This is a genomic window from Lactobacillus sp. wkB10 (assembly GCF_000760615.1).
GTDB lineage: Bacteria > Bacillota > Bacilli > Lactobacillales > Lactobacillaceae > Lactobacillus > Lactobacillus huangpiensis.
This window is the reverse complement of sequence record NZ_JRJB01000005.1, coordinates 94,923-112,161: the sequence shown is the minus strand read 5'-3', so window position 1 is coordinate 112,161 and position 17,239 is coordinate 94,923. Positions and strand designations below refer to the sequence as shown.

Sequence of the window (17,239 nt, the reverse complement as noted above, 5' to 3'; positions counted from 1 at the left end):
ACTACTTCTTACTCTCAAAAGTGGTTAATTTAAAATCGGCGTGCTCTTTTTCGTAAGTTAACGAATTGCCAGCCAATTCTTGGATGAGTTCAATATTATAGGGGGTATTTTCCTCAACCATTGTTCTTGCGGCCACCATGTTGTCGGCCTCAAGATAAAGAGTTTGGGTTGTTTCCCGTCTAGGATTAACAACCTTGTCTTTTTGATACAAAACTTTGTAGATCATATTTGTATTCTCCTTATTCAGTTAATAAAACGTTCTAATTTTGGATAACATAAAGTATCCAATAGCTAGTAAAATTCTACCATACATGCAAAAACAAGTATAGAATCAAGTTTTGACGGCTTTATTAAAAAAACCGTCAAAGCAATAAAATGACGGCTAAAAATCTTTTTAATTAAATTAATAAATGACTATAGTATCTTCAGCTAATTTAAATGGATCTTGCTTGTTGATACGGTCATAAAAAAGATGTCCCCGTAAATGTTCGATTTCATGGGATGCAACAATTGCTGGGTAGTCTTTTAAGTGAATAGTTTTTTCTTCTCCAGCTACAGTATAGTAATGAATTTTTAATTTATCAGGACGAGGCACATAACCATCTATTACCTTGTCTACACTCAGGCATCCTTCACCTTCACTTAAGCAAGCTTGTCTCACGGATTCGGATAAAATTTCAGGATTGACAAAAGTTTCCTTAAAAACAATATCGCCCTTGTCATTTGGTACCAGTAACGAGGCCATTTGAACGCTTTCACCAACCTGTGGGGCAGCTAGACCTACGCCAGCACGCAATTGATGTTTTTCTGCAATTTTTGGATCTTGCGAATTAACTAGATATTCCATCATTTCTTTAGCCAAATTTTGATAGTGTTCGCTTAACGGAAAAGTTAGTGGTTTAGCTACTTTGCGCAATACTGGGTTACCGTCACGGGTAATATCTTTCATTAAAATCAATTAAATTCACTCTTTCATAAAAGTTTATAGTTATATTTGTAACATAAAATAAACTAATTTGTCTGCTTTTTATTCTATACTAAATTTTTAATTTGAAAAAGAGGGATAAACGTTGACCCTTAAACAGTTAGGTGGTAAAATCAATGAGCGTAAATATACAGATATGAAACACTTCGATCAGCATGTTTTTGACGTGCCGCCGAAACTGTGACCACGTCACAGTTTTTTTATTGAGGAGTGGAGGAGGAATACTTTTGTCAGAAAAAAGAAGAAACGATATTAGAAATATAGCTATCATAGCGCACGTTGACCATGGTAAAACTACTTTGGTTAACCAATTGTTGAAACAATCCGACACTCTCCCTGAACACATGGCTTTGGAAGATCGTGCAATGGATTCAAATGATATTGAACGTGAGCGTGGTATAACTATTTTATCTAAAAACACTGCGGTTAAATATGGTGATACTACTATTAATATTTTGGACACTCCGGGACATGCCGATTTCGGTGGCGAAGTTGAGAGAATCATGCATATGGTCGATGGTGCTTTATTATTGGTTGATGCTTATGAAGGCACTATGCCACAAACTCGTTTCGTACTTAAAAAGGCATTAGAAGCCGGAGTGAAGCCAATTGTAGTCATCAATAAAATTGATCGTCCTGGCGCACGTCCTAAAGAGGTTCTTGACGAAGTTCTCGAATTATTTATTGAATTAGGAGCAAACGATGAGCAGCTTGACTTCCCAGTTGTTTACGCTTCAGCTTTAAATGGTACTTCTTCTTATGATCCTGATCCGTCAAAACAGGAAGAAACTATGAATCCTATTTTTGACACGATTATTAAATCTATTCCTGCACCAATTGATAATTCTGATGATCCTTTGCAATTTCAAATTACAATGCTTGACTGGGATGACTATGTTGGCCGTATAGGTGTTGGTCGTATTTATCGTGGACGAGTTAAAGTTGGCGATAATATCACTGTTATGAAACGTGATGGTTCTACTCAGAACTTTAGAGTTACTAAACTGTTCGGTTTCTTTGGGTTGAAGCGTAATGAAATCACAGAAGCTAAAGCAGGCGATATTATTGCTATTAGCGGAATTAACGATATTTTTGTTGGTGAAACTATTGCTTCGGCTGAAAATCCAGAGGCTTTACCTCTTCTTAAGATTGATCCACCTACACTGCAAATGGATTTTGTCGCTAATGACTCACCATTTTCCGGTCGTGAAGGTGACAAAGTAACACCAAAGAAATTGGAAGATCGTTTAATTAAGCAAACCCGGACTGATGTTTCACTACGTGTTGAACCTACTGATCAGTTAAATGCTTGGACAGTTTCGGGTCGTGGTGAACTTCACCTTTCAATTTTGGTTGAAGAAATGCGTCGTGAAGGTTTTGAATTGCAATTATCAAGACCAAAGGTTATCTACCGTGAAATTGATGGTAAAATGTGCGAACCATTTGAAGCCGTTCAAGTAGATACCCCTGATGAATACGTTGGTTCTGTCATTGATTCACTTTCTCAGAGAAAAGGAGAGATGAAGAATATGGCATCCACAGGTAACAATCAAACTCGGCTTGACTTTTTAGTTCCTTCACGTGGACTTATTGGTTATAACAATGAATTTATGTCCCAAACTGGAGGATACGGCATTATGAACCATAGTTTTGATTCGTATAAACCCGTTGTTAAGAATTGGGAACCGGGTCGTCAAAATGGTGCTTTAGTTTCCATTAGTCAGGGCAAATCAACCACGTATTCTTTGCAAACAGTTGAGCAACGTGGTGAATTGTTTATTGGTGCAGGTGTTGAAGTTTATGAGGGAATGATTGTAGGTCAGTCATCGAGAGATCGTGATATTGCCGTTAACGTTATCAAAGGTAAAAACTTAACCAATACACGTGCTGCTGGGAAAGATCACGCTGCTGCAATTAGAACTCCTAAGACTTTGACCCTTGAAGAAGCCATTGAATTCTTAAATGATGATGAATATTGTGAAGTAACTCCTGATTCAATCAGATTAAGAAAGAAAATTTTAAATACTTCTGAGAGACAAAAAGCCGATAAAAGACGTAATAAGAAATAAATAATTTTTTTAAGAAGGGCACTCACTGATGAAGTGGTGCTCTTTTTGTTTTATAATGCTTATAATAAAGGTTAATTTATTACAGAAGGAGAGGTAGGCTTGTGCGGCAAAAACTTCACCATTTAAATTACAATATTTTTTTGCCCTATATCTTGTTAGTGGTCTTTGGAATAGTGATGGTCTATTCTGCTAGCTCAGATATCTTGCTTGTGAATGGGTTTAATCCGGCAGTTTACGGTATTCGGCAAGCCTTGTACGCTTTTTTTGCCGTTTTTATTTTTGGCACTCTCTGTTTTTTTTTAAAACTCGATATTTTCAAAAGCCGTAAGTTTGTTGTTTGGTTTCTGGGGATCAGCATTTTATTACTTTTTTATCTGATTTGCTTGAAAATTTTCAAGGGCTCCGCTGCTGCCGTCAATGGTTCGGTGGGTTGGATTGATTTAAAAGTAATAAAGATACAGCCTCTGGAAATTGCCAAATTATCCCTAATAATTTATTTAGCTTATTTTTTAGATCGACATGATGGGTCTTTTAAAAAAGGGCAAATTATTCAAAACCTATCCAGACCAGCAATTTTAGCTGCCTTTATGATGTTTTTGGTAATTCTCGAACCTGATTTTGGTGGTACAGCAGTTTTGGCAATGATTGTCATTGTTATGTTTTCAGTTTCTGGTGTGCCAGCGAAAAATGCAGTTTTATGTCTTATTGGAATTGCAGTAGGTGTATACCTGCTCGTTTTCCTGATTATTAAATGGAATCCTGAATTTTTGCAAAATAAGTACCAATACCGTCGTTTTCTTTCTTTCCTTCATCCGTTTGAATTGGAGCAAAAAGGCGGAGCACAACTGGTTAATTCATATTATGCTATTCATAATGGTGGCTTATTTGGTGTTGGGCTGGGCAATAGTATGCAAAAAAGAGGGTATCTGCCTGAACCTTACACAGACTTCATTTTAGCAGTAATTGCAGAAGAAATAGGGGTTATTGGTGCTCTAGTTGTGATAGGTCTAATTTTTTATTTAATATGGAGTATCATGGAAGTTGGTATTCATGCCAGTTCACAATTTAATGCCTTAGTCTGCTTTGGAGTGGCTACAATTATTTTTACACAGACAGTTTTTAATGTGGGTGCAGTGCTTGGATTATTGCCTATAACAGGGGTCACGCTACCATTTATTTCTTACGGTGGATCATCTTTAATAATTTTGTCGGCAGCTATTGGCATCGTTTTGAATATTTCAGCAAATGAACGAATTAAAAATGAAGAAAGGTTTGCAAATGAGCATTGAACGGGATTTAGCAAATAAAAATATTATTCAAAGACAGAGTCTTATTGTTTTTTTAAATTCAATTAGTGATCAGTACAAATTGAGACGATATGGCGATATTGTTTATTTTTCAAAGAAATTTGCCTACTGTATTATGTATGTAAATAAAAAAGAAATTGAACAAGTTTGCCACGACTTGAATTCACTTGATTTTGTCGAAAAAGTAGAAAAATCAAATTGGAATCAAATTGATCTGTCCAGTGACCATATTGAGAATCAAATTAGAGATTTAGCCAAAAAAGCCGAAAAAAAATTACAGGAACGTCAGGAAGATACAGAACAAATATTATGAGAATTATTTCCGGAAAATACGCCAAACGCAATTTATTTACGTTGAAAAGCCAGAAAACAAGACCAACTAGTGATAAGGTTAAAGAATCGCTCTTTAATTCATTAGGTCAATTTTTTAATGGTGGTGAAGTTTTAGATTTATACGGGGGAAGTGGCGCACTGGCAATTGAGGCTGTTTCTCGGGGATGCTCTCACGCAGCAATAGTAGACATTAATTATCAGGCTGTTAACATTATTCATAAAAACGTTGCTTTGACAAAAGAGCCTGAACTTTTTTCAGTATATAAAATGTCTAGCAATGCAGCTTTAAGTAAATTTGCCGAAGAAAAACAAAAATTTGATCTTGTTTTCTTAGATCCACCTTATGCTAAACAAAAAATTACAGATGATATGGCAAAAATGGTTGACCTAGAACTGTTAAACAGTGATGCAGTAGTGGTGGCTGAAACTAATGATCAAACAAATTTAAAAACAAGTAGTAGCTTTCAGCTAATTAAGGAAAAACATTTAGGTAAAACTATTGTTCGTTTTTATCGAAAGGAATATTAATGAGTGTCGCAATATTTCCAGGAAGTTTTGATCCCATTACAAATGGTCACGTTGATATAATTAATCAGGCTGCTGCGATATTTGATAAAGTTTACGTAGTGGTGATGGTTAATACGGCTAAAAAATATCTTTTCACAAATGAAGAAAGAGAAGACTTGATTAATGATGCTGTTAAAGATCTGAAAAATGTTCAAGTATTGCTAAAGCCTAACCAGCTTACTATTAACGTTGCACGCGATTTGGGTGCAAATACAATTGTGCGTGGCGTAAGAAATACTACAGATTTTTTATTTGAACAGCAGATTGCAGAAATGAATAAAAAAATGGCAAATGATATAAGTACCGTCTTGCTTTTTACTGAGCCAGAAAATAGTTTTGTTGCGTCAAGTATTATAAAAGAAATTGCACAATTTAATGGTAATTTTGCCAGCTTTTTGCCGACTAAAGCAGCACAGGCTTTAAAAGAAAAAATAGGTTATAACAAACATGAATAATGAAAAGAAACCACTCCAGAAGTTTTCAAAAGTTCGAAAATGGCTATTTATTATTTTGACATTTTTTCTGGTTTTTATTGGCTTAAACTGGCCAACCAATTATTATATTGAAATGCCAGGCAGTGCTGTTTCAATTGGCCAATTTGTAAAAAGTAAGGTTAAACCACCAAGTAACTTTTATTTAGTGACTGTTAGTGAAACGAGTCAGCCGGCAACAGTATGGGAATATCTTTTTAGTTTTACCCAAAAACATGCTAGTCGTATACCAAAAAATGAATTGTTAGGTGGATCAAGCAGTAGTCAATACCAAGAATTACAAAATTGGTATATGCAAACTAGTCAACAAAATGCTATATATTATGCGGCCAAAAAGGCAGGACTAAAACCTAAACTTCACTATAAAGGTGTTTACGTTATGCAGGTACTAAAGGGTTCAAGCTTTAAAGGCAAATTGCAAATCGGGGATACAGTTTTAGGTGCTGATGGTCATAAATTTCACTCAACAGAAGAAATGATCAGTTATTTTCAAAAAAAGCAGTTAGGTTCTAAAACTGTAATTAATGTTGTGCGAGAACAGAAAAAAATCAATTTTAAAGGAAAAATTGTCAAGGTCAAAGGTACAGGCAAACCCGGCATCGGAATACAGTTGGTGGAGCATGTACAGGTCGAAACTAAGCCAAAAGTTACAATTAATGCTGGTGCAATAGGAGGACCATCTGCCGGGTTAATGTTCTCTTTGACAAGTTATGAAGTTTTTTCCGGCAAGCATTTAGCTGAAGGTCATAAAATTGCCGGAACTGGGACAATTAGTCCGTCAGGAAAAGTAGGTATGATTGGTGGTGTTGATAAAAAAGTTGTGGCTGCTGACAAAGCTGGAGCTGAGGTCTTTTTTGCACCTACTGATACGACAGGAATGAAAAAAAGTGCAAGTAATTATTTGGTTGCTAAAAAAACTGCCAAGCAGATAGGAACAAAAATGAAAATTGTTCCTGTACGCACATTTGATGATGCACTCCATTATTTACAAGAAAAATATTAATAGATATTAATAAAAGTCCAAAAGTTTTTGGGCTTTTTTGCGTACTTAAAAATAGGAGTTGAGAAAATGGATTGGGAAAAAATAAAAACTTTTATTGATGAGCACAAAAAGTATTTTTTCATTGGATTGGCGTGTCTAATGGCAGTTTTTTTAATTGAGCTTAAGAAGTCAGGATCCAACGAAAATTTAAGTGATTTCGATGATGAAAACACTGAGTTTTTGCAAAGTAAAAAAGACAACACTGACAACTTGACTGGTAAAACGAACTCAAATGAAATAAAAACAGAAGAAATTGCTGCAGATAAGCCTAAAAATGTCACGTGTGACATTTCAGGTGCGGTTAATTATCAAGGAGTATACACACTAAAAAATGGAGCACGATTGAATGAGCTGATTGCCGCAGCAGGAGGTATTAAAGGCAATGCTCAGCTAAAAAGGGTTAACCGGGCTTTGATATTGAAAGATCAGGATAAGATTCATATTCCTTATAAAGGAGAAAAAATAAAGGCAGAGCAAGTGGTGGAATCGGTTTCATCTAATTCATCTGACTCGGTTTCTAGTGAATTTAATAGCAACAATAGTGGTCAAACGACTGTAGGCAATAAAGTAAACATCAATACTGCAAATGCACAACAACTACAACAGCTTAATGGTATTGGAGAGAAAAAAGCACAGCAAATTATTGCTTATCGTCAAAAGAGTGGCCAATTTAAATCCATAGAAGAACTGAAGCAGGTATCTGGAATTGGAGAAAAAACATTTGTGGCACTTAAAGACCAATTGGAAGTTTGATGTCTTAAAACCAGGTTTCCTTCTTGTATTAGCATTATTACTGATTGATTTAAGTTTTTTATACTATCAATGTGATACCTTAATTCAAAAGTTATGTTCTTTTTTAATAGCCGCTTATCTCTCATATTTGCTTTTTTATAAGTTTAATTCTTTAAGATGGTTTTCTCTTGTAATACTTTTTATAGCATTTTTTGCAACTTGCTTCGATAAAAAGCAAACTGACTTTGTAATCAGTCCAAGATCTCAAATAGTTTTTTACCCTGATCAAATTGATATTTTTGACGATTGGTTCACAGTTGATGGTCAAGTAGAAAAAGGCAAAGTAAAAGTTTCTGGGAGAATAAACTCAAGACAGATACAACAAATAAAATCAGGGTACAGAGTTAAACTTTATTGTTTATCTGGTGATGTAAATCCGATTGAACCGGCTTCTAACTATGGACAATTTGACTTGCAAAAATTTTATCGATATAAAAATATTTCTCAAGAAGTTAAACTAACAAGCTATAGAATTAAAATTGACAAGAGTGGCATTTGGAACTATTTGCATTTTTTGCGATTCCATTTTAAAAAATTTTTTCAGCAAATGCCACCAATTTTATCTTTTTTTAGTAGTGAACTGATCCTAGGTGAAAATCCAAGTCGAAGATTTCAAACAATTCTGAATAATTATCGTGACCTTGGCGTAATTCATATTTTGAGTATTTCTGGTCTGCATGTTGGTATTTATACCTTACTAATCAGTAAATTTTGTTATTTTTTAAAATTAACAGAGGGCGAGACATTTGTTTTTTGTTTGATTATTTTGCTTGTAGGGATTTTTCTCAGTAATAGTCAAGTTGGTTTTATCAGAGCAAGTTTGACCTATATTTTGGGTCAACTCTTCTCTATAAATAAATTGCAAATTAACAAAAGTGATTTACTTGGACTTACTGCAATCTTGCATTTAATAATCAATCCTCGTTTAATGATGAGTACTGGCGCAGTTCTAAGCTATATTTTAGCCCTGGGTTTAGAAATGACTAATCACATGACTAAATTTAAGCAGTCATTTTCTTTAAATAATCTCTTACTGCCATTGCTTTTATTTTACTTTTTTCAATTTAATATACTAACTGTTTTTTTTAATCTGTTAATTGTGCCATATTTCAACTGGGTAGTAATGCCTTTAACCTTTTTAAACTTGTTGATCTTTAGAATTAATCCAAAATGCAGTATTTTATTTGAAAGGATACTTGAACTTGGAGAAAAGCAAATTGCACAAATTTCTAACAGTAAAATCGGCCTTTTAACATTTGGCAAAATAAACTGGTGGCAATGTCTTTTTTTATTAATTCTGACGTCTATTATATTGATTTGGATAAATGAAAAACCAAACTGTAAAAAAATGATAAAAAGATTTATAGTATGTCTTTTATTTATATATGGATTAGTTTTTTTGACAATTCATTTCCCACTTCAAGGTCAAGTAACTTTCATTGACGTTGGCCAAGGAGACAGCATTTTTATTTCTACTCCGATTTTTAGAAAAGTTTATTTAATAGATGTCGGCGGAAAACTTAATTTTAATGGCAAAAAAATAAATCCGCAGGTTAACAAAATTACTCTCCCATTTTTGAAAGCACAGGGTATAAGCAAAATTAACGGGATATTTATTACACACCAAGATGCAGATCATGTAGGTGATTTGAAGCCACTTTTGAATCAAATCAAAGTAGAAAAATTATATGTGGCACGAGGACTAATTCAAAATCCTTCTTTTCAAAAAAGAATCACTGGAAAAATCAAGAAAGACCAAATTGTACAATTGTTAGCAGGGAATGAAGTTAATGATTCTCAACTATCTTTTCAGACTGTTTATCCTTTTAAGCCAGGCATAGGAAAAAATGAAGATTCTCTTTCTTTAACATTTAAACTGGCCGGCAAAAGATGGCTTTTTACTGGCGATTTAGGTCAAGAAGGTGAGTTGGAGATCATGAATCAGTATCATTTGCATGTTAATTACTTCAAGCTAGGTCATCATGGTAGTCGTACTGCTTCAAATAAAGAATTCCTAAAAGCTTTACATCCAGAAAGAGTTTTTATTTCTGCTGGTCGCAGAAATCGCTTTGGTCATCCCCATCCTGAGACCATAGAAACTTTGCAGACTCAACATATTCCGTGGGCATCGACACAAGACTGTGGTATGATTACTTGGACTTATGGTGCTTTTGTAAAGCCTAAATTCAAAAGATTTTTACCGGTGATTAAGAAATGACATTACTTTCATTATTTAAAGACTCTAATAAGAAAACTGCTCATACTCTGATTAATGGCGCTGACGCTTTCTTAAACGAATATATTGCTGATTCATATATTCATGAGGAAGAATTGTCAGAATATGAGAAAATTTCTGTTGATTGCGATTCAGAAGGGTTAGATGAATTAATTGCTGATCTCACTGAATCGAGTCTTTTCAGTCAGAAAAAGGTAATAACAATTAAAAATCCATTTTTTCTAACAGCAAAAGTCCCTAAGAAATTTCAAAAGCAAATTTCAAAACTGCAAAATATTTTTGAGAATATTACGCAACTGGATGATATTTTAGTAATTGTTTCTTCATATGAAAAAATTGATCGGCGAAAGAAAATAACAAAGCTCATTACGAATCATTTTAATGTTGTTGAAACTGAAATTCGACCCTATGAATTGAGTAAATTTATCAGAAATTTGATTTCTATGGAGGGGTATCAAATTACTAGCTCTGCTTTAAATCTTTTATTAGAACGCAGCGATCAAGTGGTAGATACTGTTTTGAGTAATTATAATAAGTTGAAAATGATTACGGATAACAGAAAAATTACAACTGAATTAGTTGAAAAAAATGTTGATTTGTCATTAGCACAAAATATTTTTGCCATATTGGATTCAGCGTTAAATGGCAATTACCAGGAAGCTTTGGCAAGACTAAGTAATCAATTGCACAATTGCAACAATCCAATACAGATTCTTGCCGTATTTGAAAATCAGTTAGAAATGAGTTTGATTGTTAAGGTTCTTAAAGAGAGAGGACGCAGTGAACCTGAAATTGTAAAAACGCTGGGTGTTCATCCATACCGAGTTAAATTAGCTCTAAAAAATAGAGTATCGCCAGATAAGATAGCAAGATTATTAAAGCAGGCAATTAAGTTGGATTTTAATTATAAGAGTGGTCAATACAGAGAAGACAATTTCTTAAAACTTTTTATTCTCAGTGTTTGAATTTTGGTAGAAATAAAAAGACAGAAATGATTTCATTTCTGTCTTTTTATTTATTAATCAAGCAAGATCGTTATTTTGCAAGTTTTGCTAAACGGCTTTTATCACGGTTAGCTTTATTCTTATGAATAAGACCTTTAGAAGCAGCTTTATCTAATGCACGAGCAGCAGCTACGTGTAATTCGGAGGCATTTTCAGCACCGGCAGCTTGAGCAGTCTTAAACTTTTTAACTGCAGTCCTTAACTGATTCATTTGAGCAGCATTACGCTTTCTTGTAGCATCTTGAGTCTTAACACGCTTAATAGCTGATTTGATTTGTGGCATAAATTTCACCTCCATTGATCGTAATTCTACTTTATAGATTATACTGAAAGATAAATGCAGATGCAAGATAAATAATACTTGCTTTTTAAAAAATTTGTCTGTATTATACTATTGTTGTGAACCGTTAACGCTGTTTGCGCGCTCACACCTGACGGTTAACGTTGTTAACGGCAATTATTCTAGTGAAAGGTGAAAATAATATGGCAATTTCAAAAGCAGAAAAAGATGAAATAATTCAAAAATTTGCGACTCACGAGGGTGATACAGGTTCAACTGAGGTTCAGGTAGCTATCTTGACTACAGATATTAACAACCTGACTGAACATATGCGGAATCATTCACATGACCATCATTCATATGTTGGCTTGTTGAAGAAAATAGGTCACCGTCGTAACTTACTTCGTTATTTACAAAATAAGGATATTAATCGTTATCGTGAATTAATCAAGAAGTTAGGTTTGCGTCGTTAATTAGTTGAAATGTCAGAAAAGCTGATTCAATTAGGAATCGGCTTTTTTATTTTTGTCAAAATACCATTTTATGCTAGAATAAAAAAAGATACTTTTTACGTTGTGATCATATGATCCATAAATAACAACTGAATAGCAAATTAAGGAAAAGGAAATATAATGACTGATCAAGTTAAAATTATGATTTTGAGCGGCGTTCGTGAACAAGGAAAAGACATGTTCGCTGTTCAAGTTAATGATGAAATTTTTGTTCTTGATGCTGGTCTTAAATATCCTGACAGCACATTGTTTGGAATTGATCTGGTTATTCCAGATTTAGACTTTTTTGAGCAATATGCTGATCAGGTTGTCGGCATCTTTTTAACACATGGACATGCAGACTCTATAGGAGCTTTGCCGTATATTTTGAGAAAGTATGATATACCAGTTTTTGGGTCACAGCTCACAATAGAACTGGCAAAAATAACAGTTAAACGGGAAAATAAGCGCTGTAAAAACACTCTTTTTCATGTTATTGATGCTGAAACAGAGATTGATTTTAAAAATGCTAATATATCATTTTTCCCGACTACTCATTCTATTCCAGATTCGCTGGGAATAGATGTGCATACTCCTGCAGGAGAAGTTGTTTATACCGGAGATTTTAAGTTTGATCCTTCTGCAGCCCCTAAGTACCGTACGGATTTAGACCGTTTAGCAGAAATTGGACAAAAGAAAGTTTTAGCACTTTTAAGTGACTCTTCAAATGCTGAAGCATCTTTGCCCAATGTTGCCGAGCAGGAGATTGGGGACTATGTAACAAATGTTTTTCGGAATGCCAAGGGCAGAGTAATCGTCGCTGCCAAAGCATCTAATCTGATTAGAATTCAGGAAGTCTTAAATGCCGCTCATAAAACTGGCAGACGCGTTTTGCTGACGGGCAGAGATTTAGCTAAAATAGTCCGTACTGCCATGAATCTTGGTTATTTGAATGTTCCTAAAGGCTTGTTGATGCGTGTTAAAGATTTAAAAGAAACTCCTGATGAAAAAACGGTTATTCTTGAAACCGGCCAAATGGGTGAGCCTTTAAACTCTTTACAAAAAATGGCAAAAAAACGTCACAGTATGATAACGATTCATAAGGGAGACTTGGTTTTTATTGCTACAACGCCTTCTCATTCAGTAGAGACTATTGTGGCTCAAACAAGTGATATGGTTTATCGTGCTGGTGGTACTGTAATTCAACTAGGTAAAGCAAAACATACCAGTGGACATGCGACGGGCCGTGATTTACAACTGCTTATTGACATTATAAAGCCACAATTTTTAATTCCAGTAATAGGTGAATATCGGTTACTGGAAATTCACAAAGATTTGGCAATCAGAGCTGGACTTAAAAAAGATGATATTTTTATCACTAAAAATGGTGATTGCTTAAGCTATGATTTTAATCAAAAACGACTTTATTTGACGGATCCTGTTCCTGGAGAGGACACAATGATTGATGGGTCTGGAATTGGTGATGTGGGCAATATTGTTTTACGCGATCGCGAAGTTTTGTCCGATGATGGCATCTTTATTGCAGTAGTTACTATTGATCGTCGCAAGAAAAAAATTGTTGCTCAACCGCAGGTTACAAGCAGAGGATTTGTATATATTAAGGCAAATCAGCAGTTAATGCGTGACAGCATTGAGCTTATTAAAAAGACAATAACTAATAATTTCGAACACAAAAAATTTGACTGGACTGAAATTAAACAGGATGTTCGTAATGACTTGGAAAAATTTCTTTACCGCAAAACCAATAGACGCCCGGTAGTTTTGCCAGTTGTAATGGAAGTTAACCAAAACAGACATCGAGCAATGCAAAAAAGAAATAGCAAAAATGATATGCCAAAAAAGGAAACTCATCACCCAGTTGATGTTAATAAGACCGGTCAAAGAATTATCAAGAAAGATTAACTATGACTTCACTCAGTCAAAAAAATTTAATTAATCTGGCAAAAAGAAATGAAGCAAATGGTGATTTGGCTCAGGCTATTCAAAATTTAGAAGAAGCTCTAAGGGATGGTCACAGCGACGAGGTTGTTCTTAATTTATGTGAGCTATATATTAAGAACAAGCAGAGTTATTCTGCTTATGAATTAATTAAAGAAGAAAAGGATCTTTTCACTAATTCTAAAATTTTTGCTGAATATAGTAAAATTCTTAAAAAAAACAATTTTTTTATTGAAGCCTTAGAAATTAAGAATGTCACTAAATATGAATTGTCAGATTCGGTAGAACCTGTTAGTTCAGAATTGCAACAAAAAATAATGGTTGCTTTTAGGAAAAAATCCAAACCGACAAAATATGACTATGAGCAGCTATTTAAACTCGACTTATCGAATTTTAAAAATTTTGCACAAAGCTTATTGATCGATCCGAGTTTAAATTTCGCAGTTCGCCTAGTTTTATGTGAGGATTTGTTTCGTCTTGGTCTCAGCAGTAAATTTAAAGTGCTAGTATTAGGGCAGAAAGAGGAATTTATTCCAAAGAAAATCAATTTGCTTGAAAAGGATCCGGTTTATCGTGAAGTGGTTTCAGGCATTGGCTCACGATACTACCATAGGCCTAGTCAAATTCCAGCTGTATTAGGTGAAGTTAATTTGATTTTAGGAAGTCTTTATCCTAAACTAAATAAGTATGTTGATGATCCCGACAGTTTTGCCAGTGATATTGCTTCTTATATTGATAATCATGATGGCAGAAGCAATCAGAAGCTGTTTGAGAAAATCGATAATAATATATCCGAATAAAATTGGATAAAATGCCTTTACTTTTTCAAAGTATTTAGTATAATAGCAAAGGACGTTTTCATTAGGCATGGCTCTATGCATTAAAATACTAGGCATTTGCCAATGAAAGTAGTACAATATTCAACAGAGAACTATCCGTTACTTACTCAACGGACTTCTTGCAAATTTACAGGAGGGTCATTTTAATGGCAGAAAAAGAACATTACGTAAGAACAAAGCCACACGTAAACATTGGTACTATCGGTCACGTTGACCATGGTAAGACCACTTTAACGGCGGCTATTACTAAAGTTTTATCAGAAAAGGGCTTGGCTAAAGCAGAGGATTACTCAGAGATCGATGCAGCCCCAGAGGAAAAGGAACGTGGTATTACTATTAATACCGCTCACGTAGAGTACGAAACTGAAAATCGTCACTACGCTCACATGGATGCCCCAGGTCACGCCGACTACATTAAGAACATGATTACCGGTGCTGCCCAAATGGATGGAGCTATCTTGGTTGTTGCCGCAACTGATGGTCCTATGCCACAAACTCGTGAACACATTTTACTTGCTCGTCAAGTTGGTGTTAACTACATCGTTGTTTTCTTGAACAAGACTGATTTAGTTGACGACCCAGAATTGATTGACTTAGTTGAGATGGAAGTTCGTGACTTGTTAACTGAATACGATTACCCTGGTGATGATATTCCAGTTATCCGTGGTTCAGCTTTGAAAGCTTTACAAGGAGACAAGGAACAAGAAGAAGTTATCATGAAGTTGATGGACACAGTTGATGAATATATTCCAACTCCTGAACGTCAAACTGATAAACCATTCTTGATGCCAGTTGAAGATGTCTTCACAATCACAGGTCGTGGTACCGTTGCTTCAGGTCGTATTGATCGTGGTACAGTTAAGATTGGTGATGAAGTTGAAATTGTCGGCTTGGTAGATAAAGTTCTTAAATCAGTTGTTACTGGTTTGGAAATGTTCCACAAGACTTTGGACACAGGTGAAGCCGGAGATAACGTTGGTGTGTTACTTCGTGGTATTGACCGTGATCAAGTCGTTCGTGGACAAGTTTTAGCTGCACCTGGCTCAATTCAGACTCACCACGAATTTAAAGGACAAGTTTACGTTTTGAAGAAAGAGGAAGGCGGACGTCATACCCCATTCTTCTCAGACTACCGTCCACAATTCTATTTCCACACTACTGATATTACTGGTGAAATTGAATTACCAGAAGGTACTGAGATGGTTATGCCTGGTGATAACACAGAGTTTACTGTTAAATTAATTAAACCAGCAGCCATTGAAAAGGGTACTAAGTTCACTATCCGTGAAGGTGGTCGTACTGTTGGTGCTGGTCAAGTTACTGAAATTCTTGATTAGTTCGTTAAAAACAGTTTAAAAAGATGTACTTCTTCATAGAAGTACATCTTTTTTTGCCTAAGTTTGTTTTTTGCGACCGTTTAATGTAAGATAATTTAGTATGTAAAGATGCAATTTAACTTGACATTGGAGGTATTTAATTAATGTCTGTAAAATGGAATAAAACCGATAAAACTACCGGTGAACTTACTTTTGATATTCCCCAAGCTGATGTAAAGCGTGGGCTAGATCAAGCATTTAGAAGGGTAAAGAACAGCTTACGTGTTCCTGGCTTTAGAAAAGGACATGTTTCTCGTGTGATCTTTGATCAATATTATGGTGAAGAATCATTATATGAAAATGCATTGAATATTGTTCTACCAGATGCGTATGAAGCAGCAATTAAGGAAGCTGATATTGCGGCTGTGGGTCAACCACAAATTTTGCCGGTTTCAATGGAAAAGGGTAAAGATTGGCAAATGAAAGCCACTGTTACTGTTCAACCTGAGGTAAAACTTGGCGAATATAAGGGAGTTGAAGTTCCTAAACAAAACACTCGTGTATATGCCAAAGATGTTGATGCCAAATTAAAAGAAGAGCGTGAAAAGAACGCTGAGTTAGTACTGAAGAAGAGTGCTGCAGCTAAAGGTGACACAGTTACCATTGATTATAAAGGAACAGTAGATGGGAAGGCCTTTGATGGTGGTTCAGCGGATGATTATTCACTTGAATTAGGTTCTAATACATTTATTCCTGGCTTTGAAGACCAATTAATAGGTCACAAGGCAGGAGACGATGTAGACGTAGTCGTAACTTTTCCGGAAGATTATGGTGCAAAAGATTTAGCAGGTAAGGAAGCTCATTTTGCTACCAAAATTCATGAAGTTAAATCGAAGCAGCTACCTAAATTAGATGATGAATTTGCTAAAGATGTTGATGATTCCGTTGATACTCTTGATGATTTAAAAGAAAAGATTAAGAGGGATCTTAAGGCGAAGAAAGAAGAAGCTGCACAAGACGAAATTGAGCAAGCCGCAATTGAAAGTGCTGTTGCCAATGCTACTATTGATGATATTCCGGATGCTATGATTCAGGAAGACATTAATACTCAAATGAATCAATATCTGGGTAATATGCAACGTCAAGGAATCAGTCCTGAGACATATTACAAGATAACTAATACTACAGAAGATCAATTACGCTCACAATTTGCTAAGGATGCTGAAGAGAGAGTTAAAACTAACCTGGTACTTGAAGCAATTGTCAAAAAAGAAGGCATTAAAGCTACCAAAGAAGAAATTGACAAAGAGATAAAAGACTTAGCTAGTGAATATAATATGGATGAAAAAACTGTCCGTAACACTCTGACTGATGACATGCTTTCACATGACATTAATGTCCGTAAGGCTATTAATATTGTCGCTGACAACGCAAAACAAGTTTCTAAATCTAAGACTAAAAAAGACGAAAAAAAGTCTGACAAAAAGTAGAGTTTTAAATTCTGAGTAAAAAGGTGGTGTTGTACTGC

17 protein-coding genes are annotated in these 17,239 nt (G+C 34.9%); 14 read left to right on the top strand and 3 right to left on the bottom strand.

Annotated features, from left to right (window positions below; all coding sequences use genetic code 11):
* Position 1: 1 nt before the first annotated feature.
* Positions 2-226: a DNA-dependent RNA polymerase subunit epsilon gene (locus LACWKB10_RS04620; RefSeq protein ID WP_034979341.1), complete on the bottom strand. Its 225-nt coding sequence runs from the start codon at positions 224-226 to the stop codon at positions 2-4.
* A 177-nt stretch (positions 227-403) separates the two neighbouring features.
* Positions 404-958 (bottom strand): peptide deformylase, encoded by a 555-nt coding sequence (gene def, locus LACWKB10_RS04615; RefSeq protein WP_034979338.1) that lies wholly within the window; start codon positions 956-958, stop codon positions 404-406.
* A 254-nt stretch (positions 959-1,212) separates the two neighbouring features.
* On the opposite strand from def, the gene typA reads away from it, so the two are divergent.
* From typA to holA, 9 genes are all read left to right on the top strand, one after another.
* Entirely contained in the window at positions 1,213-3,054 is a 1,842-nt protein-coding gene (gene typA / locus LACWKB10_RS04610; RefSeq protein WP_034979335.1) for a translational GTPase TypA, read from the top strand.
* Between the two features lie 101 nt (positions 3,055-3,155).
* On the top strand, positions 3,156-4,343 hold the full coding sequence (locus tag LACWKB10_RS04605) for an FtsW/RodA/SpoVE family cell cycle protein (RefSeq protein WP_034979333.1): 1,188 nt from the start codon (positions 3,156-3,158) through the stop codon (positions 4,341-4,343).
* Positions 4,333-4,674, top strand: a complete 342-nt coding sequence (locus tag LACWKB10_RS04600; protein WP_034979330.1) for a YlbG family protein — start codon at positions 4,333-4,335, stop codon at positions 4,672-4,674. Before LACWKB10_RS04605 ends, LACWKB10_RS04600 begins: the two co-directional genes overlap by 11 nt.
* Positions 4,671-5,222 carry a 16S rRNA (guanine(966)-N(2))-methyltransferase RsmD gene (gene rsmD / locus LACWKB10_RS04595; RefSeq protein WP_034979327.1) on the top strand — a complete coding sequence of 184 codons (552 nt, stop codon included), beginning with the start codon at positions 4,671-4,673 and terminating at the stop codon, positions 5,220-5,222. Before LACWKB10_RS04600 ends, rsmD begins: the two co-directional genes overlap by 4 nt.
* A complete protein-coding gene (gene coaD / locus LACWKB10_RS04590) occupies positions 5,222-5,716 on the top strand; it encodes a pantetheine-phosphate adenylyltransferase (protein ID WP_034979324.1) in 495 nt (164 codons plus the stop codon). Before rsmD ends, coaD begins: the two co-directional genes overlap by 1 nt.
* On the top strand, positions 5,709-6,755 hold the full coding sequence (locus LACWKB10_RS04585; RefSeq protein ID WP_034979321.1) for a SepM family pheromone-processing serine protease: 1,047 nt from the start codon (positions 5,709-5,711) through the stop codon (positions 6,753-6,755). Before coaD ends, LACWKB10_RS04585 begins: the two co-directional genes overlap by 8 nt.
* A gap of 66 nt (positions 6,756-6,821) precedes the next feature.
* On the top strand, positions 6,822-7,547 hold the full coding sequence (locus LACWKB10_RS04580) for a helix-hairpin-helix domain-containing protein (protein ID WP_034979318.1): 726 nt from the start codon (positions 6,822-6,824) through the stop codon (positions 7,545-7,547).
* Positions 7,501-9,804: a DNA internalization-related competence protein ComEC/Rec2 gene (locus LACWKB10_RS04575; RefSeq protein WP_369792484.1), complete on the top strand. Its 2,304-nt coding sequence runs from the start codon at positions 7,501-7,503 to the stop codon at positions 9,802-9,804. The genes LACWKB10_RS04580 and LACWKB10_RS04575 overlap by 47 nt, the downstream gene beginning before the upstream one ends.
* Entirely contained in the window at positions 9,801-10,787 is a 987-nt protein-coding gene (gene holA, locus LACWKB10_RS04570; RefSeq protein ID WP_034979312.1) for a DNA polymerase III subunit delta, read from the top strand. Before LACWKB10_RS04575 ends, holA begins: the two co-directional genes overlap by 4 nt.
* A gap of 70 nt (positions 10,788-10,857) precedes the next feature.
* Here the strand turns inward: holA and rpsT are convergent, their stop codons facing one another.
* Complete coding sequence (gene rpsT, locus LACWKB10_RS04565; protein WP_034979307.1) at positions 10,858-11,109, bottom strand: 30S ribosomal protein S20; 252 nt, start codon at positions 11,107-11,109, stop codon at positions 10,858-10,860.
* A 200-nt stretch (positions 11,110-11,309) separates the two neighbouring features.
* Between rpsT and rpsO the strand changes: the two genes are divergently transcribed.
* From rpsO to tig, 5 genes are all read left to right on the top strand, one after another.
* Positions 11,310-11,579 carry a 30S ribosomal protein S15 gene (gene rpsO / locus LACWKB10_RS04560; RefSeq protein WP_034979304.1) on the top strand — a complete coding sequence of 90 codons (270 nt, stop codon included), beginning with the start codon at positions 11,310-11,312 and terminating at the stop codon, positions 11,577-11,579.
* 159 nt (positions 11,580-11,738) lie between these two features.
* On the top strand, positions 11,739-13,520 hold the full coding sequence (locus LACWKB10_RS04555; RefSeq protein WP_081945342.1) for a ribonuclease J: 1,782 nt from the start codon (positions 11,739-11,741) through the stop codon (positions 13,518-13,520).
* Positions 13,521-13,522: 2 nt separating this feature from the next.
* Positions 13,523-14,356, top strand: coding sequence for a tetratricopeptide repeat protein (locus LACWKB10_RS04550; protein ID WP_034979301.1), 834 nt, complete (start codon positions 13,523-13,525; stop codon positions 14,354-14,356).
* Positions 14,357-14,541: 185 nt separating this feature from the next.
* A complete protein-coding gene (gene tuf, locus LACWKB10_RS04545) occupies positions 14,542-15,732 on the top strand; it encodes an elongation factor Tu (RefSeq protein WP_034979299.1) in 1,191 nt (396 codons plus the stop codon).
* A 143-nt stretch (positions 15,733-15,875) separates the two neighbouring features.
* Positions 15,876-17,201: a trigger factor gene (gene tig / locus LACWKB10_RS04540; RefSeq protein ID WP_034979295.1), complete on the top strand. Its 1,326-nt coding sequence runs from the start codon at positions 15,876-15,878 to the stop codon at positions 17,199-17,201.
* Positions 17,202-17,239: the final 38 nt, after the last annotated feature.